Origin of the sequence: Cuniculiplasma divulgatum, from assembly GCA_031200235.1 — an archaeon.
Classification (GTDB): domain Archaea; phylum Thermoplasmatota; class Thermoplasmata; order Thermoplasmatales; family Thermoplasmataceae; genus UBA509.
Genome location: CP133595.1, coordinates 358,614 through 381,602 on the forward strand (window position 1 = coordinate 358,614; position 22,989 = coordinate 381,602).

A 22,989-nucleotide genomic window follows, 5' to 3' on the forward strand; every position below is an offset into this window, starting at 1 on the left:
TTTCATATGTTTACAAGAATACCGACGGTCCTGAGAAGCCAGGAAATAATAGATAAGTCTTTCCTGCGGGCCTCCAGAATAACAGAGCCATACCATCCCAAAATAGAGGACAAGATACGTAAGGAGATAATGGACCGTGTGTCCACCATAGAAAGCACCACATGCTCACACCTGACAAAGCTGGTGAAGAAATTCCCAACAATTGAGCTGATTCATCCTTTCTACCGGGACATGATTGACCTGATGTTTGACATAGATCACTACAAGGTGAGCCTCAGCAAGGTACAGTGGGCATCCGAGAGGATCACGGACCTCAGCACAGATGTTATCAGGAGGCTGCGTTCCGGAAAGAAGGTTGAGGATCTTAACCGCATGATGAGGGAATATTACGGAAGGTTCTCATCCATAATGCTGAGCATAGACAAGGACCTGTCTTTCCTGGGAAGCTGCAGGGACTGGATAAGGCAGATTCCTGATATAAACCCCGATCTGCCGACATTCCTGGTTGCGGGGATGCCAAACGTTGGAAAGAGCTCCTTACTTTCCGCGCTGACAGGAACAAGTCCAAAGGTTGCACCGTATCCCTTTACCACACAGAGCATATTCATAGGTTATACCACCATCGGCGGAAAGAAAGTCCAGATCATTGATACACCAGGAATTCTGGACCGCCCTATGGCCAAGAGGAATGAGATGGAACTGAAATCCATCCTCTCCCTGAAGGACATCCGCGGCACGGTGCTTTTCCTCATTGATCCTACCGGACATTCCAGCTATTCCCTTGAACAGCAGGAGAAGCTTTATCAGGAAATCCGTAAATCGCTGCTTTCGCCAATAATACGAGTCCAAGCGAAGTGTGATCTCACTGATGTCAGGGTGGAAGAAATAGCCATATCTGCATCAACCGGAACTGGAATGGGCAGGTTGAGAGAAGAGATGGAAAAATACGTAAAATAGGTGATTCTCCTGAATCTGGAAGAGGAAATCAGAAAACAGGCAATAAGGAATGCCTTTCAGCATGACGGGAAGGCAAACGCCGGTTCAGTAATAAGCAAGATCCTGGGTGAATTCCCGGAATACAGGAAAAACGCTGGAGAACTGGCAAGGCTGGTCAATGCAGAGCTGGAGAAAATCAACGGCATGTCTCCAGATGAGATAACTGCAATAGTGCACAGGGAATTCCCGGAGTTTGAGGTAAGGGAAAAGAAGGTACAGGTTCACAGCCTCCCGGAACTGAGGAATGTGAATGGGCCTGTTGTCATGAGAATGGCTCCCTCCCCGTCAGGACCACTGCATATCGGCCACTCAAGGATGGCAATTCTCAATGACGAGTACGTCAAGAGATATGGTGGTAAACTCATACTGAGAATTGAGGATACAAACCCTGCCAACATAGACCCCATAGCATATGAACAGATTCCCAGGGACCTTGAATGGCTGGGAGTCACAGTTCACCAGATCGCAATCCAGTCAGACAGGATGGAATTGTATTACGAACAGGCAAGATCACTTATTGCTGCGGGCCATGCCTATGTTTGCTCATGCGTACCGGAGGATTTCAAGCGCAAGCTTTCTGCTTCCATTGCATGCCCCCACAGGGAAACAACTCCGGATGAGAACCTGGAAGGATTCCAGAAGATGGTTGACGGAACGTTCTCTCAGGGAGAAGCGGTCCTTATTATAAAGACGGATCTGAGTCACCCCAATCCATCCGTCAGGGACTGGATTGCCTTCAGGATCAGCGATGCTGTTCATCCCAGGCACGGAAGGGAATACCACGCCTACCCCATGATGAACTTCAGCGTGGCAGTGGATGATCATCTGCTTGGGTTGACCCACGTTATCCGAGGCAAGGATCATATCAATAATACAGAGAAACAGAAATACATATTCAGCTATAACAACTGGAAACTCCCTGAATACTACCATTACGGCCTTGTGGACTTTCCAGGGGTGATTCTCAAGACCTCCATTATAAAAAAGGGACTTGCAGAGGGCAAATATTCGGGTTGGGATGACATAAGGCTGGGAACCCTGCTGGCCTTCAGGAAGAGGGGTTTTTCGCCTGAAACGTTCAGGAAATACTGGGTCCAGTCCGGAATGAGGGAGATTGATTCAGAATTTTCCGTGGGAATATTCGATTCCATAAACAAGGATATAATTGATTCGAAGACGCCGCGCTTTTTCTATGTCCCGAACCCCGTCCGGATTAAAATTGATGGTGGCAAGCAGCTTTCCAGCAAGGCACCGTACCATCCATCTTACCCGGATATGGGATACCGCGTATACTCCCTGGGGGATGATCCATCACTATTCGTGCCTGCCGCTGATTGGAATTCGCTGCCGGATGGTGCGGAACTGCGCCTGAAAGACCTGTGCAACGTGAAGAAGTCCGGGTCTCTCGCAGAATTTGCAGGAACTGCCATGAAAGACAGAAAGGCAAGGATAATCCAGTGGGTTCCAGATAATGCCAGAGTCTTCACCGTAAATAAGCCTGATGGGACTCAGGACAAGGGACTCATAGAACCACTTGCCGAAAAATACAAGGGAGTGGCTCAGCTGGAAAGGTATGGATACGTGAATATCGCATCCGAGCAAACGGGATTCTTCACCCATCCGTAATACTGATAATCATTCCTGAGGTATTTTCAGGAATGCAGGGAATTTTCTGAGCAGGACGATCTGGCCTATGGCCTTGATCCACCTGAATGGTATGCTTATGGCGGAACTCATTTCCACAAGTTCAGAATTTGGATGATCAATGTACAGACCGTAGATTTCCTGGGTTTCAATGTCCAAAATTATATCCGTGACCGTACCGACCAGAACACCTCTATCGGTATAGACTGGCATGTCACGAAGTTCTGTAACCTCTGTTAGCATTCAACTGACTAAAGGTAAAATGGATATAAATTTTCGCCGGATTCACTTTTTGCAGGACTCAGCAAAATTTTTCATGAGTTCCTTTCCAAACTGTGTGTTGTCAACTTCAGGATGGAATTGAACACCATATATGGGCCTGTTCCTGTGCTCGAATGCCTGAATGCTGCAGGTCTTTGACGATGCCAGGACCTCGAAATCCCCGGTCAGGCTCTTGACCTCATCGTTATGATTTTCCCAGGCAGTTATCCGTTCCGGGATTCCAGTAAAAATTCGGTCAACCTTGCTGAATACAACCTCAGTCCTTCCGAATTCAGGATGCACCCCCGGCCCAACCTCACCTCCGAAATGCAGGGCAATAAACTGGGCTCCAACACAGATGCCAAGGATCGGGTAAGAATGATCATCGATAAATTTTCCCACGTTTCCAAGCTTGTCCAGCTCAGAGACTATGCTGGGGGCCCCGCCGGAAAGCACCAGCCCATCAATTCCATCAAGTTCGTGTGAATCCACAGTGTTTGGAACGATCCTGCTCTCAACACCCAGATCTCTGAGAACGCGGTATTCGCGGTGGGTCCACTGCCCACCGTTGTCCACAACGAATATCTTCATCCGAGATTATTCCATTCCAGGTATTCCCAGGGATTTACTGATCTCCTTGTACCTGTTTCTGATTGTTACCTCAGTAACACCGGAAACACGTGCAATTTCTTTCTGGGTTCTTGGTTTGCCTACCATGACAGATGCGATGTATATGGAGGCTGCTGCCACACCGGTTGGTCCTTTCCCGGAGGAAATTCCAAGTTCAATCGATCTCCTTACTATGTCCTCGCTCACGATGATTGCCTGCTTGTCCAGATCAAGTTTGCTGCAGAACTGGGCAACGTATGAGTAAGGCGTTGTGGGCTTAAGATTCAGGCTAAGCTCCTTGGCCAGATGCCGGTAAGCCTTTCCTATCTTCTTCTTGTTCACCTCAGATGCCTTGGAAATTTCATCCAGTGTCCTGGGAAGATTGACCATTCTGCATGCTGCATAAATGGATGCGCAGACTATGCTCTCTATGCTTCTTCCCCTGATAAGGTTCTTCTCCACAGCCCTTCTGTATATGAGCGCAGCAGTTTCCTTGATATCCTTTGGAATTCCCAGCTTTGCACCGTTGTCATTGAGCATCTGAAGTGCCAGTGACAGGTTCCTTTCGGCAGCGTTGCTTACTCTTATCCTCTGGTGCCACTTTCTGACCCGATATATCTGTGCGCGATTTTTGTGCGGAATCCGCTTACCATAATAGTCCTTATTGGACCATGATATCTCAGTTGCCAACCCTTTGTCGTGGCTCAAAAAAGTCATGGGCGATCCAGTTCTTGCCCTTCTGTCATCCTGTTCGGAATCAAATGCGCGCCATTCAGGCCCCTGATCAATAAAAGAGTCCTCAATGACCATTCCACAATCGCTGCAAATAAGCTCTCCCCGCTCGTAGTCCCTAATAAGATGCTCGGAACCGCATTCCTGGCATTTCTTGGTTACTTCCTGATCTATGTTTGAACCCATCATAACACCCGCAGATAATTATTAAATACGACATAGGAGCGGATATTAAATCTTTTCTATTTGTACTATATTAATATTTCACTGACAAATTTTGATCAGACTTTAAATAGTATGTTATGCATCATACGACAAATTTGCAAATAACATCAAGATATATATTATCCTCAGGAGCCAGATTGCCACGGATAGAATATCAATGCTTTAATATGATCAAAACTCTTTTTAATAACTTTACGTTACATTTATATACTTTGTTATCATTATCATGTTTACATGGAAGTCGGAGTGGAAATTGTTCACAGGCTGAACAAGCAGATGGTGGTACGGATCTCTGATTGCCTTAAGATTAGGGCAAAGGTAGTGAATGAGAACGGAAAGGTGGTGGGACGTGTTACGAGAGTATTCGGGCCTGTGAAGGCGCCCTACGCACTGCTCAGTATGAATGAAACCTATCCTGAACAGGAAAAGTTCAGGGTTGTATGTTAAAAGGAGGAATTAAGATGGAAAATGCACCTGAAAAAAAGAAAAGAATAGAGGAGATAGAAAAGTGCCCTGAATGCGGGTCAACCCAGTTAGTAAGAGATTATGAAAGGGGTGAACTCATTTGCAATAACTGTGGCCTTGTCATAGATGAAAGCTTCATAGACCAGGGACCCGAGTGGAGGGCGTTCGATTCCGAGCAGAACGATTCCAGAGCGAGAACCGGGTCTCCCATGACCTTCACAATTCACGACAAGGGTCTCTCCACAGATATTTCATGGAAGAACAAGGATTCCTATGGAAAGTCCATACCAACAAGAAACAGAGCCCAGCTGTACAGGCTGAGAAAGTGGCAGAAGAGAATCAAGGTTTCAAACGCCGCAGAGAGAAATCTTTCACAGGCACTGCAGGAACTGGAGAGAATGGCATCAAACCTGAGCATACCAAATGATGTCAGAGAAACAGCAGCTGTAATCTACAGGAAAGCTGTCAAGCAGAACATGATAAGGGGCCGGAGCATTGAAGGTGTTGTGGCAGGTTCTATCTACGCTGCTTGCAGGATCACAAATGTGCCCAGGACTCTTGATGAAATCGCCTCTGTTACCAGAGTGAAGAAGAAAGAGATAGGGAGAACGTACCGTATCATGAGCAGGTACCTGAAACTGAACATAATGCCATCAAAGCCAGATGATTATGTGAACAGGTTCTGCAGCAAGCTCAAGCTTTCAATGGAAGCCAGGAAGAAAGCCACGGAAATACTAAAAATGGCCGAGGATAACGACCTGACATCCGGAAAGGGTCCAACAGGAGTTGCGGCTGCAGCAATCTACATTGCATCTCTTCTTACACAGGAAAGACGCACCCAGAGAGCTGTTGCAGAGGTCGCGGGAGTCACTGAAGTTACCATAAGGAACAGGTACAAAGAGCTGACAGAAAAGCTTGCTCTTGATGTTGAGCAGTAAGCTTTCCTCACCCTTTTATTTTTTCATAGACCTCAAATGATCTGAGCAGATCGTCCACTATACTGTACATTGAGGTCTCCTTTACATTATTAATTTCAATGTTTGCGCAATCATCAGTGCAGTCTATGCATATTCTGCTGTCATTATCTGGCTCCAGCACCATTTTCAGGGATTTACAGTCAAGCGATTGGGAGCAAATGGTCAGATCTATCTTCATTCTTCACGCAATATGAACACGCGAAATAATCTTATTGCCTTTGTCTTTACCCATGGCATTGCGGAGGTTGCCGAGTCAGGTCAAAGGCGACAGACTCAAGATCTGTTTTCGTAGGGATTCGCCGGTTCGAATCCGGCCCTCCGCATTAACGCATCTTGCGCAGATAAATCCATAGCCTGCGGCTTATTGTATTGGGTTTTTTCCAATATGAACTGTCTGTCCTGGGATTGAATTACACACTTCCTTTTCATCAGAGTTTCCATAGCGTAATCAATGTCTCCCGATTCTGGAGATGGCAACCCATATAAGAGGCCATCTTTGCTAACATTGTTAGCTTGGATCACATATTTGTATTCCCATGTCAATTTTCTCTATCTTTCAGCGAAGAAGTACGGGTGAAGTGGTCCATAATATGAAAACCAAAACCTATACAGTATGGTTGCATGGAATATGAGTTTCGCGGCTTTAGAGCCGCAGATTTAGGATACTTAATCAAAAAAGTTCAACAATTGACGAATGCATGAATCGTAAATTTTTTAAACTACATTTTTTAACACTCATTAGAGCAAAATGGAGGTAAGAAAGTTGAGTGAAGAAAGATATGAATGCAGGATGTGCGGAACTGAGCATAGGTCTGAAATAGAAGCCATACAGTGCGGCTGCGGCTTCGATTAATAATTTTATAAAGATTAAAAATTTAGGTTTTTAAAACTGTTTATCTCTGATCTATTGGAACGTATTTTATATCCAGCTGACCAACATAGTGATCCAGAGGCCTGAAGAGGCGGTTGTTCTGCCAGTATTCGAAGAGATGCGCAGTCCATCCGACCACCCTGGAGCACGCGAAAACCGGGGTGAAGAGTTCCGATGGAATACCCATGGCTGTATACAGTGGGCCTGAGAAGAAGTCAATGTTTGGCCATATTCCCTTGGTCTTGCTGAGTTTTTCCTCCATGAGTTTCTCTGCCCTGATTGCTATTTCAAGAAGCTTCTCTATTTTTGGATCTGTCGTTTTCTGCATGAATGATTTCAGGTAATTGTATACAATTTTCGCCCTAGGGTCGTATGCCTTGTAAACACGGTGGCCGAATCCCATTATTCTCTGCTTTCCTGCAAGTGCATCTTCAATGTATGTCTCCGTGTTGTCTGGTTCACCTATGGCTCTCATCATATTGAGGGCTGCCTCGTCTGCTCCACCATGGAGTGGGCCTCTCAGGGTAGATATGCCTGCAACAACTGCTGCATAGACATCCGCAAGTGTCGAACCGGTGACAAGGGTCGAGAATGTGGATGCGTTGCTTCCGTGTTCGGCATGTAGTATGAACATCAGGTCAATGAGCTTTGCAGATTCCTTATCCGGTTCAACTCCAGTGAGCATGTACAGGAAATTTGACGAATGCGAAAGCGTTCTGGAAGGTTTGATGAATGGTTTTCCCTGCCTGTATCTTCCAATCATGGCAACTATGGTTGGCATCTTGGCAGTGAGCTTGATAGCCCTTTCTATATTTGCATCTGAACCTCGGTCTGCCATATCTGAATCATATGCTGAAATGGCAGAAACACAGGTCCTCAGAACGTCGTTTGGATGTGTCCTGCCTGTGAAACTTTTAATGATCTCCTCAATGGATTCTGGAACTTCCCGCTCAGAAATCAACCTCTGATTGAAAACATGAAGTTCATCCTTCTTGGGCAAATGCCCGTAAAGCAGGAGAAAAGCTACCTCTTCATAACTGGACTTGTCTGCCAGTACTTCTATGGGATATCCCCTGTACCAGAGTTTGCCGTTAGCTCCGTCAATTTTGCAAAGTGTTGTGTCTGCTATGTATATTCCTTCCAAGCCTTTGCTTATTGTGATGTTTTCGTCGGCCATGCAAGGTGTATCACTTGAGTATACTTATCTGTTTAGTTTGATATTATGTAAGGGAAACCTATCTATCCTATGTGCCGAGAAAATAATAAAATATTATTGATCTGGATAATCACAGATTTCTTCAGGACGACCAGATATTCACGATATCGGAAGAGGACTTTACCATCAGAAGGTTCTTCATATTTGCCAGGGATCTTTCATGTGCTTCCCTGTCAGCAGATGAACTCAGATCGTCAACAACAATGGTGTAAAATCCCCTGTTCTGTGAATCCCTTGCACTTGATTCCACTCCTATTTCAGTGGCTATGCCTGCAAAAATAATTGTCTGTATGCCGGCGTTCCTCACCATGAGTTCAAAATTTGTCCCGATGAATATGCTTGCTGTGTTCTTGTTAATAACTATATCATCCTTGCCGGGCTTAACTGCAAGATCAAGCATTTCCGGAGAAAGCCCACCTGGGAACCTCCTCTGTGAGAGCCTGACACCAGATTCAAACGCTTCCGGCAGCGGAGTGATCTTTGTGAAAAATACAGGAACTCGCGCTGAGTGAGCTGCCCCTATGAATCTTGTTATACCAGGAAGGTACTGTTCCCTGTTGAAGATTCTGCCAACAAGCATGTTCTGGACATCCCATATTACAAGGGCAGTGTGAGAAGGATCGATAATCTCGCGGAATTCAGTGAAAACTTTTCTTTCTGTCATGACTAAGAATGCGTTCATTATTTATAGGAATGTTGGAAGCCTGATACATCCGCAAGTTTTAATCCCTTGAAGCAGGTGATCCCGAATCTTATTTTGAAATAAATTGGATACCCATATTTCATGGCAAAACTTAGAGTTATGTCAATATGACAAGGCAGGCATTCACCGGTGTCGGGAAGTCAGCGTGAGACTTGCTTGCTGGATGGCTGCAGCACTAACAGGCGTATGATTCAACATTTCCATACAGCCGTTATAACTGTAGGGCACCTATTACCGCGTTGTAATCAGCCGAATTTATTATTCTGCTTTTCTCGACCCATCCCCTGCGGGCTATGGCCGTGGCGAATTTGATATGCTTGATCTCCCCAGGAGAAGTGGCCCTGCTGCCAAGAACAAAATTTACCCCTGATGATGATGCCGCCCTGGCGGCAGTATAGTGGATGCCATAATCGCCAGGACTGCCACTTAACTCAATGAGAATCTTATTTTCCGCACAGGCCTTGAATATGAGATCATTATCAATACCGATTCTGTTGTCTGGTTCAGGCTCCGTATATGAATATGACAGGGTTCTGAATGACCCTGATCTTACTGCTCTTATGATGAAGTCGGTGGGATCTGATTCACCGGAAATGTCTTTAGGAGAAAGTGTACCCACCACATATGCTGAATTCCGCATATCCGATGGAATTGATACCTGTCCGGTTTCCTGCTTCACTGGTATCTTTATCCCCGGTATGATCTTGAAATCTGACCCGGAATTTAATTTTTCAACGTATTTCTGCATGACCCCATATCCTTCATAATCAACGCCCTTGTCCCTGTCTGCATTTATGCCATCATATAATAAGGCCACATACTTCATGCCTTCATTCCTTGATGCTGCTATAATGTCATGAACTATTTTCGGGCTGAAATTACGGATTGAGACATGCATGTCTGAAACAATATCCACATATTCCGGTATTTTCGGCAGTTTTCGGTCTCTTGCAGCCTCTATTTCACCGCTATTCTCCCTCATTTCTGGAGGAATGTACTGGAGACCAAGTGCAGAATATACGCCCTCTTCGTCTTCGCCAGCTACTGGAATGTCTTTCCTGAAGAGCCCGTATTCATTAAGTTTCAGGCCATTCTGTATGGCCAGGTCCCTCATTTTAATATTATGCTCCTTACTTCCTGTGAAATACTGCATTGCTGAACCGAAGGATTCGGCACTGAAGACCCGGAAGTCACCGTTCAGGCCAATTGAAAGATTGACTGAGGTTTTTGATGGACCACTCACGACTATGCCTGTGACATACTTCTGCGAAAGGAAGCTTTGAAGTGCCTTTTCGGGTTCGTCCGAAACCGCCAGGATGTCCACATCCCCTACAGTCTCCTTCATCCGCCTTATTGAACCCACAACTTCAACCCTCCTGACAGTTCCGGATGCCATCAGGCTGTCAGCCATGGACATGACCTCGTAGTAAACCTTTGCAAGTGGCAACCTATCGGCCGAACGTGTCGCAATAAGACTGAGGGAGTGCCTGATGTTGTCTTCTGACCTTTTTCCAAAACCGGGGAGGTTTTCAATCTTATGGCTTTCCACTGCCATTTTCAGATCATCGATGTTCCTGATGCCAAGCGCCGTATAAAGAGTGAATATTTTCTTGGGCCCAAGCCCCTGCACACGACTCAGGCCTGTGAAGTCTATGGGATATCTGGATTTCATTTCGGAATATTTCGAAATTTCTCCGGTTTCGAGAAACTGGATGATCTTCTTCTCAATTGCACTGCCAACCCCGTCTATGGTTCTCAGTTCTCCCCTGGAATATAGGGTCTCAAGGGGAAGCCCAAGTGCCCTGATTGATGCAGCGGCTTTTCTGTAAGCCAGGGATTCCCAGCGATTCCCCTCTATTTCCTCCATATCGGCCAGTTCATCGAAAATACGTGCAACATCAGAATTGGACATGCATAAACATAAGTTTCAGGTTAATAAATTCAGCATGAACGGAATAAATGATTGTGGGTGCAGTTAAAAAGAGGAAATCTGGATCATGCCAGGAGTTCCTGCATAAAAGCCTCCATCGGGATTCTGTCAGAAACTTCCTGAATGGATGCCGTATCCTTAAGTATGTTTCCGGTGAGCACCGCCACTGCACTGTCGTTCCTGTCTATCTCCCCCTGGTCCACAAGTTGCTTCAGTCCGGCCACTGAAGCGGCAGAAGCGGGTTCGCACCCTATTCCTGATCGATCCACGACTCTTTTGGACTCCATGATCTCCCTGTCGGTCACTCTGACAACCATTCCCCCTGTGTATCTTATCTCACGTATTGCCTTCTCCCAGTTTACAGGATTTCCAATCCTTATTGCGCTGGCTATGGTGGAAGCCCTGACCGGTTCAAGTTTTTCCCCGCCTCCTGTCCAGAGATTGTAGAAAGGACTGGCGCCTTCTGCCTGCACTGATATTATTTTCGGGATATCATCAATAAGGCCAAGCTCTTTAAACTCACGTATCGCCTTTCCGGCAGCCGATGTGTTTCCCAGGTTCCCTGCGGGAAGTGCTATGAAACGGCAATCCCTTACCCTTTCCATTATTTCGAAGAAGATTGTCTTCTGCCCTTCTATCCGCCAGGGATTGATGGAGTTTAAAACATAATAATCCTGCCTGTTTTCTGCAATCCTGATCACGTTGGACATGGCCATGTCAAAGTCTCCCGGGATGTCTATTATTCTGGCACCGTAGGCAATGGCCTGGGAAAGTTTTGAGGATGATATATTGCCGGAAGGGATGAGAACATTGCTCCTGATTCCCGCGAGGGCACTGTATGAAGCAGCAGAAGCCGAGGTGTTCCCGGTTGAGGCACAGATGGTCTCGGTTGCCCCAAGCCTGAGGGCTTCTGTCACGGCCACAGTCATACCACGATCCTTGAAGCTTCCTGTGGGATTTTCTCCCTCATGCTTCATTCCCAGGCTTGAGAGACCCGTGAATCTGGATACTGATTCGTGGGAATACATGGCTGTGGCTCCCTCGCCGCGTGAAATTATGCGTGCTTTACCCAGTGCAGGGTGGATGAGGGGACCATAGTGCCAGACGCCAGAAAAGCCCTCTAAAGTGAAATGGTCCGGGAAGCTGTGCTTAACCTCAAGAAGTCCATGGCATCTGTCGCATATGTATTTCCTGCGTGAAATGTCATACTTCCGCCCGCACCTTATGCAGCTGAGCCACGATTCGCCGTCTGTGTCCATATTTATGGCCATGCTATTCAGTAAATAAAAATATGTTGAGGCCTGTTCCGACCTCTGTTCGTCATATGCCTCTATTTGCATGGCATATGTGGATATGCTTGTTCGGATCAGTACCCTGCAAAGGCCGAATAAATAAGGGTTCTTTCGCCGTCCTGCACCATCATTTCATTGAACATCCAGCGCGATTACCCGTGCCATGGATCCGCTGGCGCCCTGTATTTTCAGTGGAAGTGCCACCACCAGATATTTCTTACCCACCTGCAGTTCATCAAGGTTGGCAAGATCTTCTATGAAGATCATTCCCGTTTTCAACAGTGCCTTGTGAACGGTAAAATCTTCATGATCATAGGGCTCTATTCCAAGCGTGTCTATGCCAATTACTGACGGTCGGTGATCCAGAAGAAAGTCGATTGCATTTACTGCAAGTCCAGGAAAATCGTACTGAAACTCATGCGTGAATGCGCGCTTTTTATCCCATCCGGTGTTGATGAGCACAATGTTGCCGTCATATTCATCCTTCCATACCTTCCTGAGACTCCCTTCAGTAATCTCCCGTCCTTCCAGTTCCGGCCTGATTACGTAACCATCACCTGCCAGCTGATGGATTGGAATTTCGTCAACTGTGGCTCCACCATCCACCATATGGAACGGAGCATCTATGTGGGTGCCGGTGTGTGTTACTGACCAGTAACTCTCAACATTGTACCCATCCTTTTCCAGCGTGCCTTCCCTCTGCACCCTGACAGGTGGGTTGGTGGGCCATATGGGCATCCCGCCCTGTAAGAGAACTGAGAGATCGAAATAACCCCTGATTTTCATGGTTATATATGGCACCACCATTAATAATTCTGGTCTTAAAGGGTGAGGACAAGCCCTGGCCCTTCTGGTGGCGTCATGAACACATATTCCCTGCAATAATACTGTATTAGTGAAAAATATTATCCAATGTCATATTTTCGCTGTAATGGATCAGGTCACCGCAATCTCATATTCGTCCTCTGCAAACATGGGACCCGGCTATGACCTTCTTGCCGTGGCCCATGACGCCTTCCATGATGCCGTGACTGCCACCATAAATCCTTCTCAGGGCAACACCCTGCTGACAATCGGTGGAATGGATGAGAATCATGATCCCATGACCAACACTGCAGGACTTTCTGTATTAAATCTTCTGCGTGATCATGGTATAAATGAGCCGGTGTCGCTTCAAATCAGGAAAGGGATTCCTCCAGGTCTTGGCCTCGGCAGCAGTGGGGCATCCGCTGCGGCTGCTGTTTCAGCAGTAAGTGAACTCTTTGGCCTGAAGCTGTCAATGGATGAAAAGGTGAAATATTCCATGCTTGGAGAGGCGGCTTCATCCGGAACACCTCATGCAGACAATGTTGCCGCCAGCATACACGGAGGATTCGTTGTTGTTGAATCTGTTTCCCCAGTCAGGGTGAAACGCCTGACGATCCACAGATCATTCTCATTCCTCACCATAATACCGTCCATTTACATTAAGGACAAAACCAAATTGTGCCGTACCCTGGTTCCAAAGGATGTCCCCATCTCCAGCTACATACAGAACGCCAGATTTGTGACTGAACTGATTGCAGGCCTTATGGGAGGAGACCGGGAACTTGTTAAGAATGGAATGAATGATGTCATAGTTGAGGCCGCCAGGAAACCTCTCTATCCATTTTATGAAAAACTCAAGATCATGATGCTTGAAGCAGGTGCCGCAGGTGTCTGTATCAGCGGTGCCGGCCCCAGCGTAATTGCTGTTGTTGACAGCCTCACCGAAATAGAAAAGATAAGATCAGGAACTGAGCAAATCCTTTCCCGGATGAAGATCGGTTACAGCATTGTTGAATCTAAAATTGCAGGAGGTACAAGAATTGAAAGAAATCCGGCAGGGAGTTAAGGAGAGCATCGATCCGGTCACAGGTTCACTGACATATCCCATTTACCAGACAAGCGCATACAGGATGCCAGATGGCGAGAAGTACCGCTACTCAAGGGAATCCAACCCAACAGTGGAAGAGCTGGGAAGGATTATATCCGTGCTTGAAAACACCAGTTCAAGCACCGCGTTTTCATCGGGAATGGGGGCAATCACCACCACGCTTCTGAAGCTGCTCAGGCCGGGAATGAGGCTCCTTGTTACCAGGGACTGTTTTGCAAGGACCTTCAGGTTTGCCACTGAGTTCCTCAGGCAGTACGGCATAACTGTAAATGTATCTGAACCGGGAAATGAAAATGTCATGGATCTGGCACCGGATGCGGATATAGTTTTTCTTGAGAGCATATCGAACCCCGTGTTGCGGGTATATGATATTCCTGCAATTTCCCGAATTGTATCTGAGCATGGAGGAAAACTGGTGGTGGATTCGACCCTTGCCACACCTGTCAACCAGAAGCCGCACGGTCAGGGCGCGGCAGTTGTTATTCACAGCCTTTCAAAATTCATGTCGGGGCACAATGACATAATTGGTGGTTCAGCCTCCGGAGATCCTGATTCAATCAGCTCCATAGATTCATTCCGGAGAACTCTTGGCACATCAATGGATCCGAATACGGCGTATCTGACCATAAGGGGCCTGAAAACTCTTGGGGTCCGCATGAAGAGAATCAATGATACCGCAATGGAGCTTGCAGAGGAATTTCAGGATAATCCTTCCTTCGGGACCATCAGGTACCCCGGACTGGAATCACATCCTGACAGCAGCGTGGCCAGGAAACTGCTCAATGGCTTCGGGGGCATAATAAGCTTTGACATTCATAAAGGCATGAGCAGCCCCAAAGAATTCATGTCAAGACTCCGGATCATAGAGCCTGCCAATACACTTGGCGGTGTCAACACCACCATTTCTCATCCAGCCACAATGTCCCACAGATCCCTTTCACCAGATGAGAGGAAGAAGGTTGGCTTCTCTGAATCCACGTTCCGGCTCTCCGTTGGACTTGAGGATCCGGCTGTGATTCTTGATGACATCACCAGTGCCCTGGGTATACCCTGAACATTCACATCTTCTCCTCCAGCACAATCTCTTCCTTTCTCATGTGAAATATTGAAAGCATTGAGGGAAAGCACAGGGCCCTGATTATGAAGGTGTCAATGAGCAGTGAGATTATGAAGGAAATACCAAGCTGCTCCAGGAACCCATCCGGTATGAATGCCAGGGATCCAAGGGATGCCGCAAGTATCAGTCCAAGAGATGTAACCACCTTTCCGGAGCTTGCCATACCCCGTGGCATACCATCCCTGAAACCCATCTTACCGCTGTATTCACGAACACTTGAGACTATGAATACCGTGTAGTCATTTCCAAGGGACATCAGGATTATGAACAGTATGATGGGGATCAGGTATATGAGCGCCTGATGCAGTATGTAAGTGGAAATGAAGTACAGGATGGCTGTTGTCCATGATATGCTGATAAACACTCCGGAAATTGATATTATGGGATACCTCAGGGACCTGAAAGAGACCGTCAGCACGGCAAATATCACTGCAACAATGAGAATCTCCAGTTCGCCGTATGTGACGGCATTTTCTGCTTTCTGGTCTATTACACTGGAAGTAATGCCGCCCACTATGATTGATTTGTCCTCCCTGAGATGCGCAACCTGCTGTAATGCCTGTGCGGAATATGGTGAATAATCACTGTATACCAGGTAATAAACATACCTGCCGCCGTCCAGAGTGAATGAAGATGGCGAAATGCTGCTGTTCAGGGATGTCCCGTTGCTGTACGGTCCAACCACTTTATGCACTCCTGTGAAATCCAGAAGCATCTGGGTGGTGGATAGTATGGTGGTATTGGTTCCAGTGGCATTAGTCCAGTTGGTGCCTGCCATTGGCAGAATCACCTCAATGGGGTAGATCAGGTTTGATCCGAACTTAGTTTCAAGAGTGTTCAATGCCTTCACCGCAGGCAAACCGGCCGGCACACCTGTATTGAAATTATATGTTGTTGGCACTGTGAAGAAGAAGTAACCTGCGGGTATTCCAAGCAGAAGTATTACCGCAACAACTGCAACCCTCCTGCGTGAGGCCAGTCTGGCAGCCCTGTGGAATACTGACTTTGTATGGTATCCCTCCTGAACCCTTGATATGGATTTCCTGGTGAAGAAACCCGGACCAAAGAGTGCAAGTATGGCAGGAAACAGTGTTGCAACGAGTGCCACAATCATGAGTATTGCCATGAATAGCACCAGTCCCCAGCTCCTGAAGCCGGGAATGAATGAGAATGTGAGGAGGCTCAGGCTGACTGTTACGCCGCTGATTACAACTGCCCTGCCGGCCCTTGATACTGCGGTGCTCAGGGCATCCTGGTTGTTTGCGCCTTCCCTTATTTCCTGCCTGTACCTGGATGCTATATAGATGAGGTAATCGGTGGATACCCCCACTGCAACAGCCGTCAGGGTATAGTTTACTATGTAGTTCACCCCGTACAGGATTATTCCTGTTATGAAGATTGAGACATAGCCAAGTGCTGTTGCCAGTGATACAAATATCAGCGCCACCAGGGCAGACTTCCATGATACAAGGGTTATTGCAACAGCTATTGCCAGGATCACGAACAGCACGCCGAATATGAATGCCGACCTGGCAGTGACCTGCTGTATCTGCTGGTTTATGGCACCATTTCCAGTTACCATTCCGGAGTTTCCAAAGTAGTTGGAGATTATCTTCTCCACAGCAGGAGTTGCATTTGCAGATGGCTCAAAATCACCTTTCCCCACGTAACCGGAGGGCACAGAGAATATTACACTGACAATGAATGCCGACCTGTCACTGCTCACATACTGATCAGTGAGGTACTGTGGGGCTCCTGCAAGTCCATACATCCGGACGTAGTTTATTCCAACGTTTCCGCCTGATATGGTTGCATTCACAAGGTCAGGTGTGGCTGGAAAGTACTGCCTGAGATAGCCTGCCACGGCCACAGAGACTGAATCTGAGTAATTGTTCAGCCCAAGGTAATGGTATGAAATATAGCTTCCAGGAGAATATTCACCTATTTGATACTGGGGATAACTTTCGTTATAAGCAATAAGGATTGCCGACATTACGGCCTGAAGCGGCTGTGAAACGGATTCACTTCCAGATACGTTGTTGGCTCCCGCAGTCCTGTTCAGTTCCGAAATGAATGCTGCTTCGTATGGCATGGAGGAATTGAACCCTGCATCAAGGGCGGAAGCCATTATTGAATCATATGTATAAGAATGACTGGACCAGCTTGAATAGAAAGCAGAAGGGAATGAATACATGGTAGTTGCGTTTATCCTGGTCTCATTGTACAGCCAGGCTATGAGAGTTGCATTCCTGCCTATGGCTGTATTGATGAATGATGCATAAGCGGAGAAGGGTGAGGTTGTTGATGCCAGATCCCTTATGCCCAAACTCTGCAGTGCTGTCTGCATGGATAAAGTCCTGGCTGCAGTTGAATTGTTCAGGAATGGATTCTGCAGCACGAGAATCACAAGCGAGGAATTTGTTGTGTGGGATTTTTCAAGTATTTGAGAGGCTATCTGAGATTCGCTGCTGGGATTGACTGCGCCAGAACTGGAATATGTTATGTAGTGAGAATATCCCAGGAGTGCAGGGGTTGAGGCCAGAATGATAACTGCCCAGAGGATTACAATGGTTTTCCTGTGCCTGATTATGAAGCTGCTTAATTTCACATCATTGTATTGTGTGATAGTTTATGGCTTCTGATCAAAAAAAATTTTACGGTTTTACAGGTTATGAATCCTTCATCTCCAGATGGGGAGAAGGGGGCAGCCTCACGCCTATTCAAGCTTCCCGGAAAGAACGTCTGCTGCCACAAGGATGGGCTCCCACGTAGGTGCAAATGGTGGGGAATATGAATAGTCCACTCCAAGCATGTCATCAACCGTGAGCTTTGAATAGATTGCGGTAGCTACCACATCAATTCTCTTTGCCACACCCTCACGCCCAATGATCTCAGCCCCCAGAACCCTCCTGCTCTTCTTGTCTGCTGTCATCTTAATGGTGAGCGGCGTCGATCCTGGATAATATGAGGATCGGGATGTAGACGTTATTGTTGAGGATACGGCATCAAATCCTTCAGATACTGCTGCATCATGATCCAGGCCGGTCTTCCCCACCTCAAGCGAGAATACCTTCACAACCTCAGTTCCAGCTATTCCAGCGAACTTTGATCTGCCTCCGGCCGCGTTTTCCCCAGCGATTCTCCCTGATTTGTTTGAACCGGTCGCCAGGGGCATATACACCTCCTTCCCTGTTATCATGTTAAAGGAACTGGCAACATCTCCTGCGGCGAAGATCAGGGGATCGCTGGTTTCCATGTATTCATTCACCTTGATGGTGCCGGAAACACCGATTTCAAGTCCTGCATCCTTTGCCATATCACTGTTTGGCCTGACTCCCGTCGCTACCACAATCATTTCTGTGTTCAATGATTGCCCATTGCCCAGGCCAATTCTCAGGCTGTCACCGGATTGCTCCACCTGAGTGATTTCGGTGCTCATCAGCATCTGTACATTATTTGCAAGAACCTCGTCCATTATAGCACCGGAGAGCTGTTTGTCGAAACCCCTGAGGATTCTGCCGGAGTGCTGTATAATTCTCACAGTCTTCCCCCTGCTTCTCATGGATTCTGCAAGCTCAAGTCCAATGTAGCCCGCACCAACAATTGTCACGTCATGCACCCTGTCAAGGGCGGATTCAAATCCCTGAAGATCATTCAGTGTTCTCAGGGTATACACATTCGGAACTCCCTGAAGATTCTCAGGAACTCTGGCGCTGGCGCCGGTGGCGATTACAAGACGGTCATAATTATCCCTCCCTGTTGTGCCCTGTGATTTGAAAGTTATTTCCCTGTTTTTTCTGTCTATGGCAGTTACACGAACACCAAGCCTCACATCAATGTTTCTTTCCTTGCGGAATTTTTCCACCGGATAGTGCACAAGGCTGTTGAAATCCTTCACAACTCCTCCAATGTGAAAGGGCATTCCACAGGCCGAATATGACACATACTGGCCTGCTTCATAAACAATTACATCGGATTCCGGCCTCCTCTTCCTGATCCTTGATGCGGCGCTCATGCCTGCGGCGTCCCCGCCAATAACTATGAATCTCTCCTTCTCCATAAATCCCTAAACCCTTACAATAGCATATTGGTTTTGGTGCAAAAGTATCTGGAAAATTAATGAAAAAAATGGGTTTTATGAGCTGCCTGTCTCGCTTGAAAATACTTCTATTGCAGCCTTTATTTCATCCACGGATGCTGAATTCTCAAGGGTGCTTATGTCCCCGGGAAGCTGATTCAGTGCTACGGCCTTCACCACACGCCGCATTATTTTTCCGCTTCTTGTTTTGGGGAGAGACTTCACAATGTGGATTTCCTCAGGGACATATATTGGACCAAGATCCTCCCTTATTCGCTTTCTGAGTTTCTGGACTATTTCGCCGTCATCCTGATACTGATCCTTCAGCACAACGAAGGCCACTATAACCTCACCCTTAACGTTGTCAGGCTTTCCGAATACTGCGCTTTCAGCAACCTCCTTGGAACTTATGAGAGCGTCTTCAACTTCTATGGTTCCCAGCCTGTGCCCCGACACGTTCAGAACCTCGTCGGATCTGCCAAGGAGCCAGAAGTACCCATCCTTATCCTTTATTGCGTAGTCTCCGCAGAAATAGAAACCGGGATACTTTTCAAAGTACACTTTCTTGTAACGTTCCGGATCGTTGTTCAGCGTGAGAAACATGCCAGGCCACGGTTTCTTATAGGCAATGTATCCCTTCTGTTCTTCCTTGAGCTCATTTCCCTTATCGTCCAGTATCACCGGTTCGACTCCAGGCATGGGGAAAGTTGCTGACCCTGGCTTAAGTGGGGGGAGGCCCAGACCAAGAGCTGGCGCAATCATGAAACCTCCGGTCTCAGTCTGCCAGTATGTGTCGATTATGGGCGAGTTTGAGTGACCTATGTGTTCATAATACCATTTCCACGCTGCGGGGTTGATTGGCTCTCCCACAGTGCCCAGAACCCTAAGTGACGATAGGTCATGCATTGCAGGGTATTTCTCCCCGAATCTCATCAGAGTTCTTATGGCAGTTGGAGATGTGTAAAGGAGGTTCACACGGTATCTCTCTATGATCTCCCACATCCTGTCGGGAGCCGGATACGTTATGGCACCCTCGAACATTATGGATGTCAGGCCAAGGAAAAGCGGGGCAAACACTATGTAGCTGTGGCCGGTAACCCATCCGATATCTGCAGCACACCACCATCTGTCATCCTCCTTGGGATCAAATGCCCACCTGAGTGTGCTTGATACCCATACAGCATAACCTCCATTGCCGTGAACAGCTCCCTTTGGTTTTCCTGTCGTTCCGGAAGTATACAGAATATACAGGGGATCGTTTGAGTCCATCCATTCTGGTTCAACGTAAGTGGAGGCATCCTTGGTGACATCGTGCCACCACACATCCCTTTCCTCATCCATCTGTATCTCTGTGCCTGTTCTTTTCACAACAACTATGGTGCTGACTGATGAGGTCATCTCAACTGCTTCGTCAACGATCTTCTTCAGTTCAACTACCTTTCCTCCCCTGAATGCCCCATCGGCCGTGATCACCATCCTGGCCTTTGAATCATTTATCCTGTCTGCCAGGGCCCCTGCACCAAAGCCCGCAAAAACGAATGAGAAAACTGCTCCGATTCTGGCGGCAGCAAGCATTGCAACTGGCGCTTCAAGAATCATGGGCAGATAGATAATTATCTTGTCACCCTTCTTTATCCCCAGGTCCAGAAGTGCTTTTGCAAAATTATTTACTCTTCTATACAGCCCGTCGTACGTTACTATCTTCTCATCGCCATTTTCTGCTATCCATATGTATGCCGCCTTGTTCCTCTTACCATGCATAACATGCCTGTCAAGGGCATTGTAGGATGCGTTGAGTTTCCCGTTCACAAACCATCTGTAAAACGGAGGATTTGAATCATCCAGCACCTTGTCCCATCTCTTATGCCAGTCAAGAATGCCCGCCTGTTTGCTCCAAAAATCATCCCTGTTCTCCACAGATTCCCTGTACACCTGTTGATAGCTTCCTATGCCGGGATGAAATACCTCTGATGTTGGCAGAACATCTTTCTGAGATTCCGATTTTGCCATAGGAGAAAAACAACAACATAATATTTATACTTTTGTAATAAAATGTTTTGGTTTAAAAATTTATAGGATAGAAATCCTGTTAAGATTTCTTACCCACAGCCGGCCCCAGCGGGATTGTGCTTGGCCTCATGGAGTTTATGATAATGGCAAAGCTGGTGTAAGCGGCGAAGAATGCAGCCAGTATACCGAAATAGCCTCCAACATGCGTAAGGGTCGCATTGCTGTAAATGGCGCCTGCACCAAGGGCAAAGAACGCTATGAACAGAGTAAGGAATGTCAGATTCAGTGAAAGGTTCGCCATCATTGCGCCGCCCCACATGTAAAGCGTGAAGATACCCCACAGAACAAGTGCCCAACCTACGCCTTCAGCCGGCAGGCTTGATATGATATGCATGTCAGCAAGCAGGACCATTATGGCGTAAAATTCCCAGAAAGCCCCGTAGCTGGTGAATGCAGTGAAACCGAATGTATTCCCTCTCCGCATTTCCCAGGAACCTGCAATCAGCTGTCCGAGACCACCATAGGCAATGGCTAGTGGCACAACCACATTAGCAGCAGATGATGTAATGAGGCCCGCATTCACGAAGCTCAGCAGGAATGTCGTAAAGGCGAAACCCGCGAGCCCCAGCGGTGCCGGATCGGCAGCGAGCGCTTTTCCAAATGGATTTAAACTGTCTTCAACCATTTTATCCTCCATAAGTCAACTATTCAGATGACCAGCATGACAATGTGGTATCTACTATATAAATTATATCTTCAGAAATATCTAAATAGTATAAGTATTAATACTACTAACATGGAATTTTTAAAAATTTACTCAGCTGTAGCACCGCATCTGGCTCTTGGGGCCAGAATCCGTTCATTTCTGGCATCTGCAGTCTTGACCTTTCTGCATTTCTATGGGTGAAAACTATTCGGTGATTGGATTCTTTTCCCTGATGAATGTGTTGTTCTGAAGATCCTGCAGTGCCTGGTTGATCTCCTCACGGGTGTTCATGACCATGGGGCCATACCAGAATATTGGCTCTCTGATGGGCTTTCCTGCAAGAAGTATGAATCTTGCTGGACGATCCCCTGTTTTAACTGTTATGGTATCATTTTCCTGGCTGAAGACCACTGCGGACCTTGGATGAATAACAGTGCTTTCTCTTCCTGTTCTTATGTCCCCGGAAAGAGTGTTGATTATGCTGTTATGCCCATTTTCAACAGTGTACCTGAACTCTGATTCCGGAGGCATCTTCACCTCAAGATATACCGGATCTATTTCAGGCCTGCCCATGAGGTATCCCTGGTCTCTGAGATATTTTCCTGCAACTATCCTGATTCTATTTCCACTGTCATCCTCTACAACTGGGGTGATTTTGCCTGTGATTCCACGGTATGTTGGAGTGGTCATTTTGTACTTGCTTGGAAGGTTTATCCAGAGCTGAAGACCAACCACGGATGTTGACATACCAGTGCTCCGCATGATTTCAGATGGATCCCTGTCGTCTAAAGCATGTGGCATTTCCTGGTGAAAAATGCCGCTCCCTGCCGTCATCCACTGTATATCATTGGGGTATATTGTTCCCCTGTGGCCCTCGCTGTCCTGATGCTCCACCTTGCCCTCCATAAGAAAGGTGACAGTTTCAATGCCCCTGTGTGGATGCCATGGAAAGCCTGCCATATATTCTGCTGGATCGCTGGAACCGAAATGATCCAGAAGCAGGAACGGATCAGTGAGATATGCTGTGTTATGCCCGCCAAACATTCTCCTAAGCCTGACGCCAGCTCCGTCTACAGTATCGTTACCCCTGAAAACCTGTATTATGCTTTTTTCCTTTCCTTCTGCCATATGTTATCAACTCCAAGTTAAATGTATATTTTATACTTAGTTACATATTACCATCTACTATTTAAAATAGACCAAGTCATTTATATGACATTGCACCAGTGCTAAAGTTGCGCT

General features: G+C 46.9%; 20 protein-coding genes and 1 tRNA gene. 7 read left to right on the forward strand and 14 right to left on the reverse strand.

Features of this window, described 5'->3' with window-relative positions:
* Positions 1-6: 6 nt before the first annotated feature.
* Both RE469_01930 and RE469_01935 read left to right on the forward strand, forming a co-directional pair.
* On the forward strand, positions 7-957 hold the full coding sequence (locus RE469_01930) for an NOG1 family protein (GenBank protein WMT44970.1): 951 nt from the start codon (positions 7-9) through the stop codon (positions 955-957).
* Positions 958-2,622, forward strand: a complete 1,665-nt coding sequence (locus RE469_01935; GenBank protein WMT44971.1) for a glutamate--tRNA ligase — start codon at positions 958-960, stop codon at positions 2,620-2,622.
* A gap of 9 nt (positions 2,623-2,631) precedes the next feature.
* Here the strand turns inward: RE469_01935 and RE469_01940 are convergent, their stop codons facing one another.
* From RE469_01940 to RE469_01950, 3 genes are read right to left on the reverse strand one after another with little or no spacing between them, the layout of a single operon-like run.
* Entirely contained in the window at positions 2,632-2,883 is a 252-nt protein-coding gene (locus RE469_01940; protein WMT44972.1) for a PRC-barrel domain-containing protein, read from the reverse strand.
* 42 nt (positions 2,884-2,925) lie between these two features.
* A complete protein-coding gene (locus RE469_01945; protein ID WMT44973.1) occupies positions 2,926-3,492 on the reverse strand; it encodes a GMP synthase subunit A in 567 nt (188 codons plus the stop codon).
* A gap of 6 nt (positions 3,493-3,498) precedes the next feature.
* Positions 3,499-4,431 carry a transcription initiation factor IIB gene (locus RE469_01950; protein WMT44974.1) on the reverse strand — a complete coding sequence of 311 codons (933 nt, stop codon included), beginning with the start codon at positions 4,429-4,431 and terminating at the stop codon, positions 3,499-3,501.
* Between the two features lie 270 nt (positions 4,432-4,701).
* Here RE469_01950 and RE469_01955 point away from each other — a divergent pair, with 270 nt between their 5' ends.
* Positions 4,702-4,914: a hypothetical protein gene (locus RE469_01955; protein ID WMT44975.1), complete on the forward strand. Its 213-nt coding sequence runs from the start codon at positions 4,702-4,704 to the stop codon at positions 4,912-4,914.
* A gap of 14 nt (positions 4,915-4,928) precedes the next feature.
* Positions 4,929-5,870, forward strand: a complete 942-nt coding sequence (locus RE469_01960) for a transcription initiation factor IIB (GenBank protein ID WMT44976.1) — start codon at positions 4,929-4,931, stop codon at positions 5,868-5,870.
* 7 nt (positions 5,871-5,877) lie between these two features.
* Here the strand turns inward: RE469_01960 and RE469_01965 are convergent, their stop codons facing one another.
* The gene (locus RE469_01965) at positions 5,878-6,087 is read right to left on the reverse strand and encodes a hypothetical protein (protein ID WMT44977.1); all 210 of its coding nucleotides are present in this window, start codon (positions 6,085-6,087) and stop codon (positions 5,878-5,880) included.
* Positions 6,088-6,147: 60 nt separating this feature from the next.
* On the opposite strand from RE469_01965, the gene RE469_01970 reads away from it, so the two are divergent.
* Positions 6,148-6,232, forward strand: a tRNA-Leu gene (locus RE469_01970).
* 570 nt (positions 6,233-6,802) lie between these two features.
* Here the strand turns inward: RE469_01970 and RE469_01975 are convergent.
* The 5 genes from RE469_01975 to RE469_01995 all read right to left on the reverse strand — a co-directional run bounded on the left by RE469_01975 (position 6,803) and on the right by RE469_01995 (position 12,707).
* Positions 6,803-7,957: a citrate/2-methylcitrate synthase gene (locus RE469_01975; GenBank protein WMT44978.1), complete on the reverse strand. Its 1,155-nt coding sequence runs from the start codon at positions 7,955-7,957 to the stop codon at positions 6,803-6,805.
* 121 nt (positions 7,958-8,078) lie between these two features.
* Positions 8,079-8,660: an isochorismatase family cysteine hydrolase gene (locus RE469_01980; protein WMT44979.1), complete on the reverse strand. Its 582-nt coding sequence runs from the start codon at positions 8,658-8,660 to the stop codon at positions 8,079-8,081.
* A 250-nt stretch (positions 8,661-8,910) separates the two neighbouring features.
* Positions 8,911-10,611 carry a helix-hairpin-helix domain-containing protein gene (locus tag RE469_01985; GenBank protein WMT44980.1) on the reverse strand — a complete coding sequence of 567 codons (1,701 nt, stop codon included), beginning with the start codon at positions 10,609-10,611 and terminating at the stop codon, positions 8,911-8,913.
* An 83-nt stretch (positions 10,612-10,694) separates the two neighbouring features.
* Positions 10,695-11,888, reverse strand: coding sequence for a threonine synthase (gene thrC, locus RE469_01990; protein ID WMT44981.1), 1,194 nt, complete (start codon positions 11,886-11,888; stop codon positions 10,695-10,697).
* Between the two features lie 165 nt (positions 11,889-12,053).
* Entirely contained in the window at positions 12,054-12,707 is a 654-nt protein-coding gene (locus tag RE469_01995) for a cyclase family protein (protein WMT44982.1), read from the reverse strand.
* A gap of 145 nt (positions 12,708-12,852) precedes the next feature.
* Here RE469_01995 and RE469_02000 point away from each other — a divergent pair, with 145 nt between their 5' ends.
* Together RE469_02000 and RE469_02005 are read left to right on the forward strand one after the other, a co-directional pair.
* Complete coding sequence (locus tag RE469_02000; GenBank protein ID WMT44983.1) at positions 12,853-13,794, forward strand: homoserine kinase; 942 nt, start codon at positions 12,853-12,855, stop codon at positions 13,792-13,794.
* Positions 13,769-14,890 carry a PLP-dependent transferase gene (locus tag RE469_02005; protein WMT44984.1) on the forward strand — a complete coding sequence of 374 codons (1,122 nt, stop codon included), beginning with the start codon at positions 13,769-13,771 and terminating at the stop codon, positions 14,888-14,890. The genes RE469_02000 and RE469_02005 overlap by 26 nt, the downstream gene beginning before the upstream one ends.
* A 4-nt stretch (positions 14,891-14,894) precedes the next feature.
* On the opposite strand, the gene RE469_02010 is transcribed toward RE469_02005, so the two are convergent.
* The 5 genes from RE469_02010 to RE469_02030 all read right to left on the reverse strand — a co-directional run bounded on the left by RE469_02010 (position 14,895) and on the right by RE469_02030 (position 22,875).
* Positions 14,895-17,561, reverse strand: coding sequence for an MMPL family transporter (locus tag RE469_02010; GenBank protein WMT44985.1), 2,667 nt, complete (start codon positions 17,559-17,561; stop codon positions 14,895-14,897).
* A gap of 108 nt (positions 17,562-17,669) precedes the next feature.
* Positions 17,670-19,013 (reverse strand): FAD-dependent oxidoreductase, encoded by a 1,344-nt coding sequence (locus tag RE469_02015; GenBank protein ID WMT44986.1) that lies wholly within the window; start codon positions 19,011-19,013, stop codon positions 17,670-17,672.
* Between the two features lie 75 nt (positions 19,014-19,088).
* Positions 19,089-21,041, reverse strand: coding sequence for an acetate--CoA ligase (acs, locus tag RE469_02020; protein ID WMT44987.1), 1,953 nt, complete (start codon positions 21,039-21,041; stop codon positions 19,089-19,091).
* 79 nt (positions 21,042-21,120) lie between these two features.
* Complete coding sequence (locus RE469_02025) at positions 21,121-21,726, reverse strand: acetate uptake transporter (protein ID WMT44988.1); 606 nt, start codon at positions 21,724-21,726, stop codon at positions 21,121-21,123.
* Positions 21,727-21,951: 225 nt separating this feature from the next.
* Positions 21,952-22,875 carry a pirin family protein gene (locus RE469_02030; protein WMT44989.1) on the reverse strand — a complete coding sequence of 308 codons (924 nt, stop codon included), beginning with the start codon at positions 22,873-22,875 and terminating at the stop codon, positions 21,952-21,954.
* Between the last annotated feature and the right edge of the window lie 114 nt (positions 22,876-22,989).

Bases quoted from the DNA above. Each gene is read 5' to 3' on its own strand.
- RE469_01930 (WMT44970.1), top strand. From the start codon at position 7: ATGTTTACAAGAATACCGACGGTCCTGAGAAGCCAGGAAATAATAGAT.
- RE469_01940 (WMT44972.1), bottom strand. From the start codon at position 2,883: ATGCTAACAGAGGTTACAGAACTTCGTGACATGCCAGTCTATACCGAT.
- RE469_01945 (WMT44973.1), bottom strand. From the start codon at position 3,492: ATGAAGATATTCGTTGTGGACAACGGTGGGCAGTGGACCCACCGCGAA.
- RE469_01950 (WMT44974.1), bottom strand. From the start codon at position 4,431: ATGATGGGTTCAAACATAGATCAGGAAGTAACCAAGAAATGCCAGGAA.
- RE469_01955 (WMT44975.1), top strand. From the start codon at position 4,702: ATGGAAGTCGGAGTGGAAATTGTTCACAGGCTGAACAAGCAGATGGTG.
- RE469_01960 (WMT44976.1), top strand. From the start codon at position 4,929: ATGGAAAATGCACCTGAAAAAAAGAAAAGAATAGAGGAGATAGAAAAG.
- RE469_01965 (WMT44977.1), bottom strand. From the start codon at position 6,087: ATGAAGATAGATCTGACCATTTGCTCCCAATCGCTTGACTGTAAATCC.
- RE469_01975 (WMT44978.1), bottom strand. From the start codon at position 7,957: ATGGCCGACGAAAACATCACAATAAGCAAAGGCTTGGAAGGAATATAC.
- RE469_01980 (WMT44979.1), bottom strand. From the start codon at position 8,660: ATGACAGAAAGAAAAGTTTTCACTGAATTCCGCGAGATTATCGATCCT.
- RE469_01985 (WMT44980.1), bottom strand. From the start codon at position 10,611: ATGTCCAATTCTGATGTTGCACGTATTTTCGATGAACTGGCCGATATG.
- thrC (WMT44981.1), bottom strand. From the start codon at position 11,888: ATGGACACAGACGGCGAATCGTGGCTCAGCTGCATAAGGTGCGGGCGG.
- RE469_01995 (WMT44982.1), bottom strand. From the start codon at position 12,707: ATGAAAATCAGGGGTTATTTCGATCTCTCAGTTCTCTTACAGGGCGGG.
- RE469_02000 (WMT44983.1), top strand. From the start codon at position 12,853: ATGGATCAGGTCACCGCAATCTCATATTCGTCCTCTGCAAACATGGGA.
- RE469_02015 (WMT44986.1), bottom strand. From the start codon at position 19,013: ATGGAGAAGGAGAGATTCATAGTTATTGGCGGGGACGCCGCAGGCATG.
- acs (WMT44987.1), bottom strand. From the start codon at position 21,041: ATGGCAAAATCGGAATCTCAGAAAGATGTTCTGCCAACATCAGAGGTA.
- RE469_02025 (WMT44988.1), bottom strand. From the start codon at position 21,726: ATGGTTGAAGACAGTTTAAATCCATTTGGAAAAGCGCTCGCTGCCGAT.
- RE469_02030 (WMT44989.1), bottom strand. From the start codon at position 22,875: ATGGCAGAAGGAAAGGAAAAAAGCATAATACAGGTTTTCAGGGGTAAC.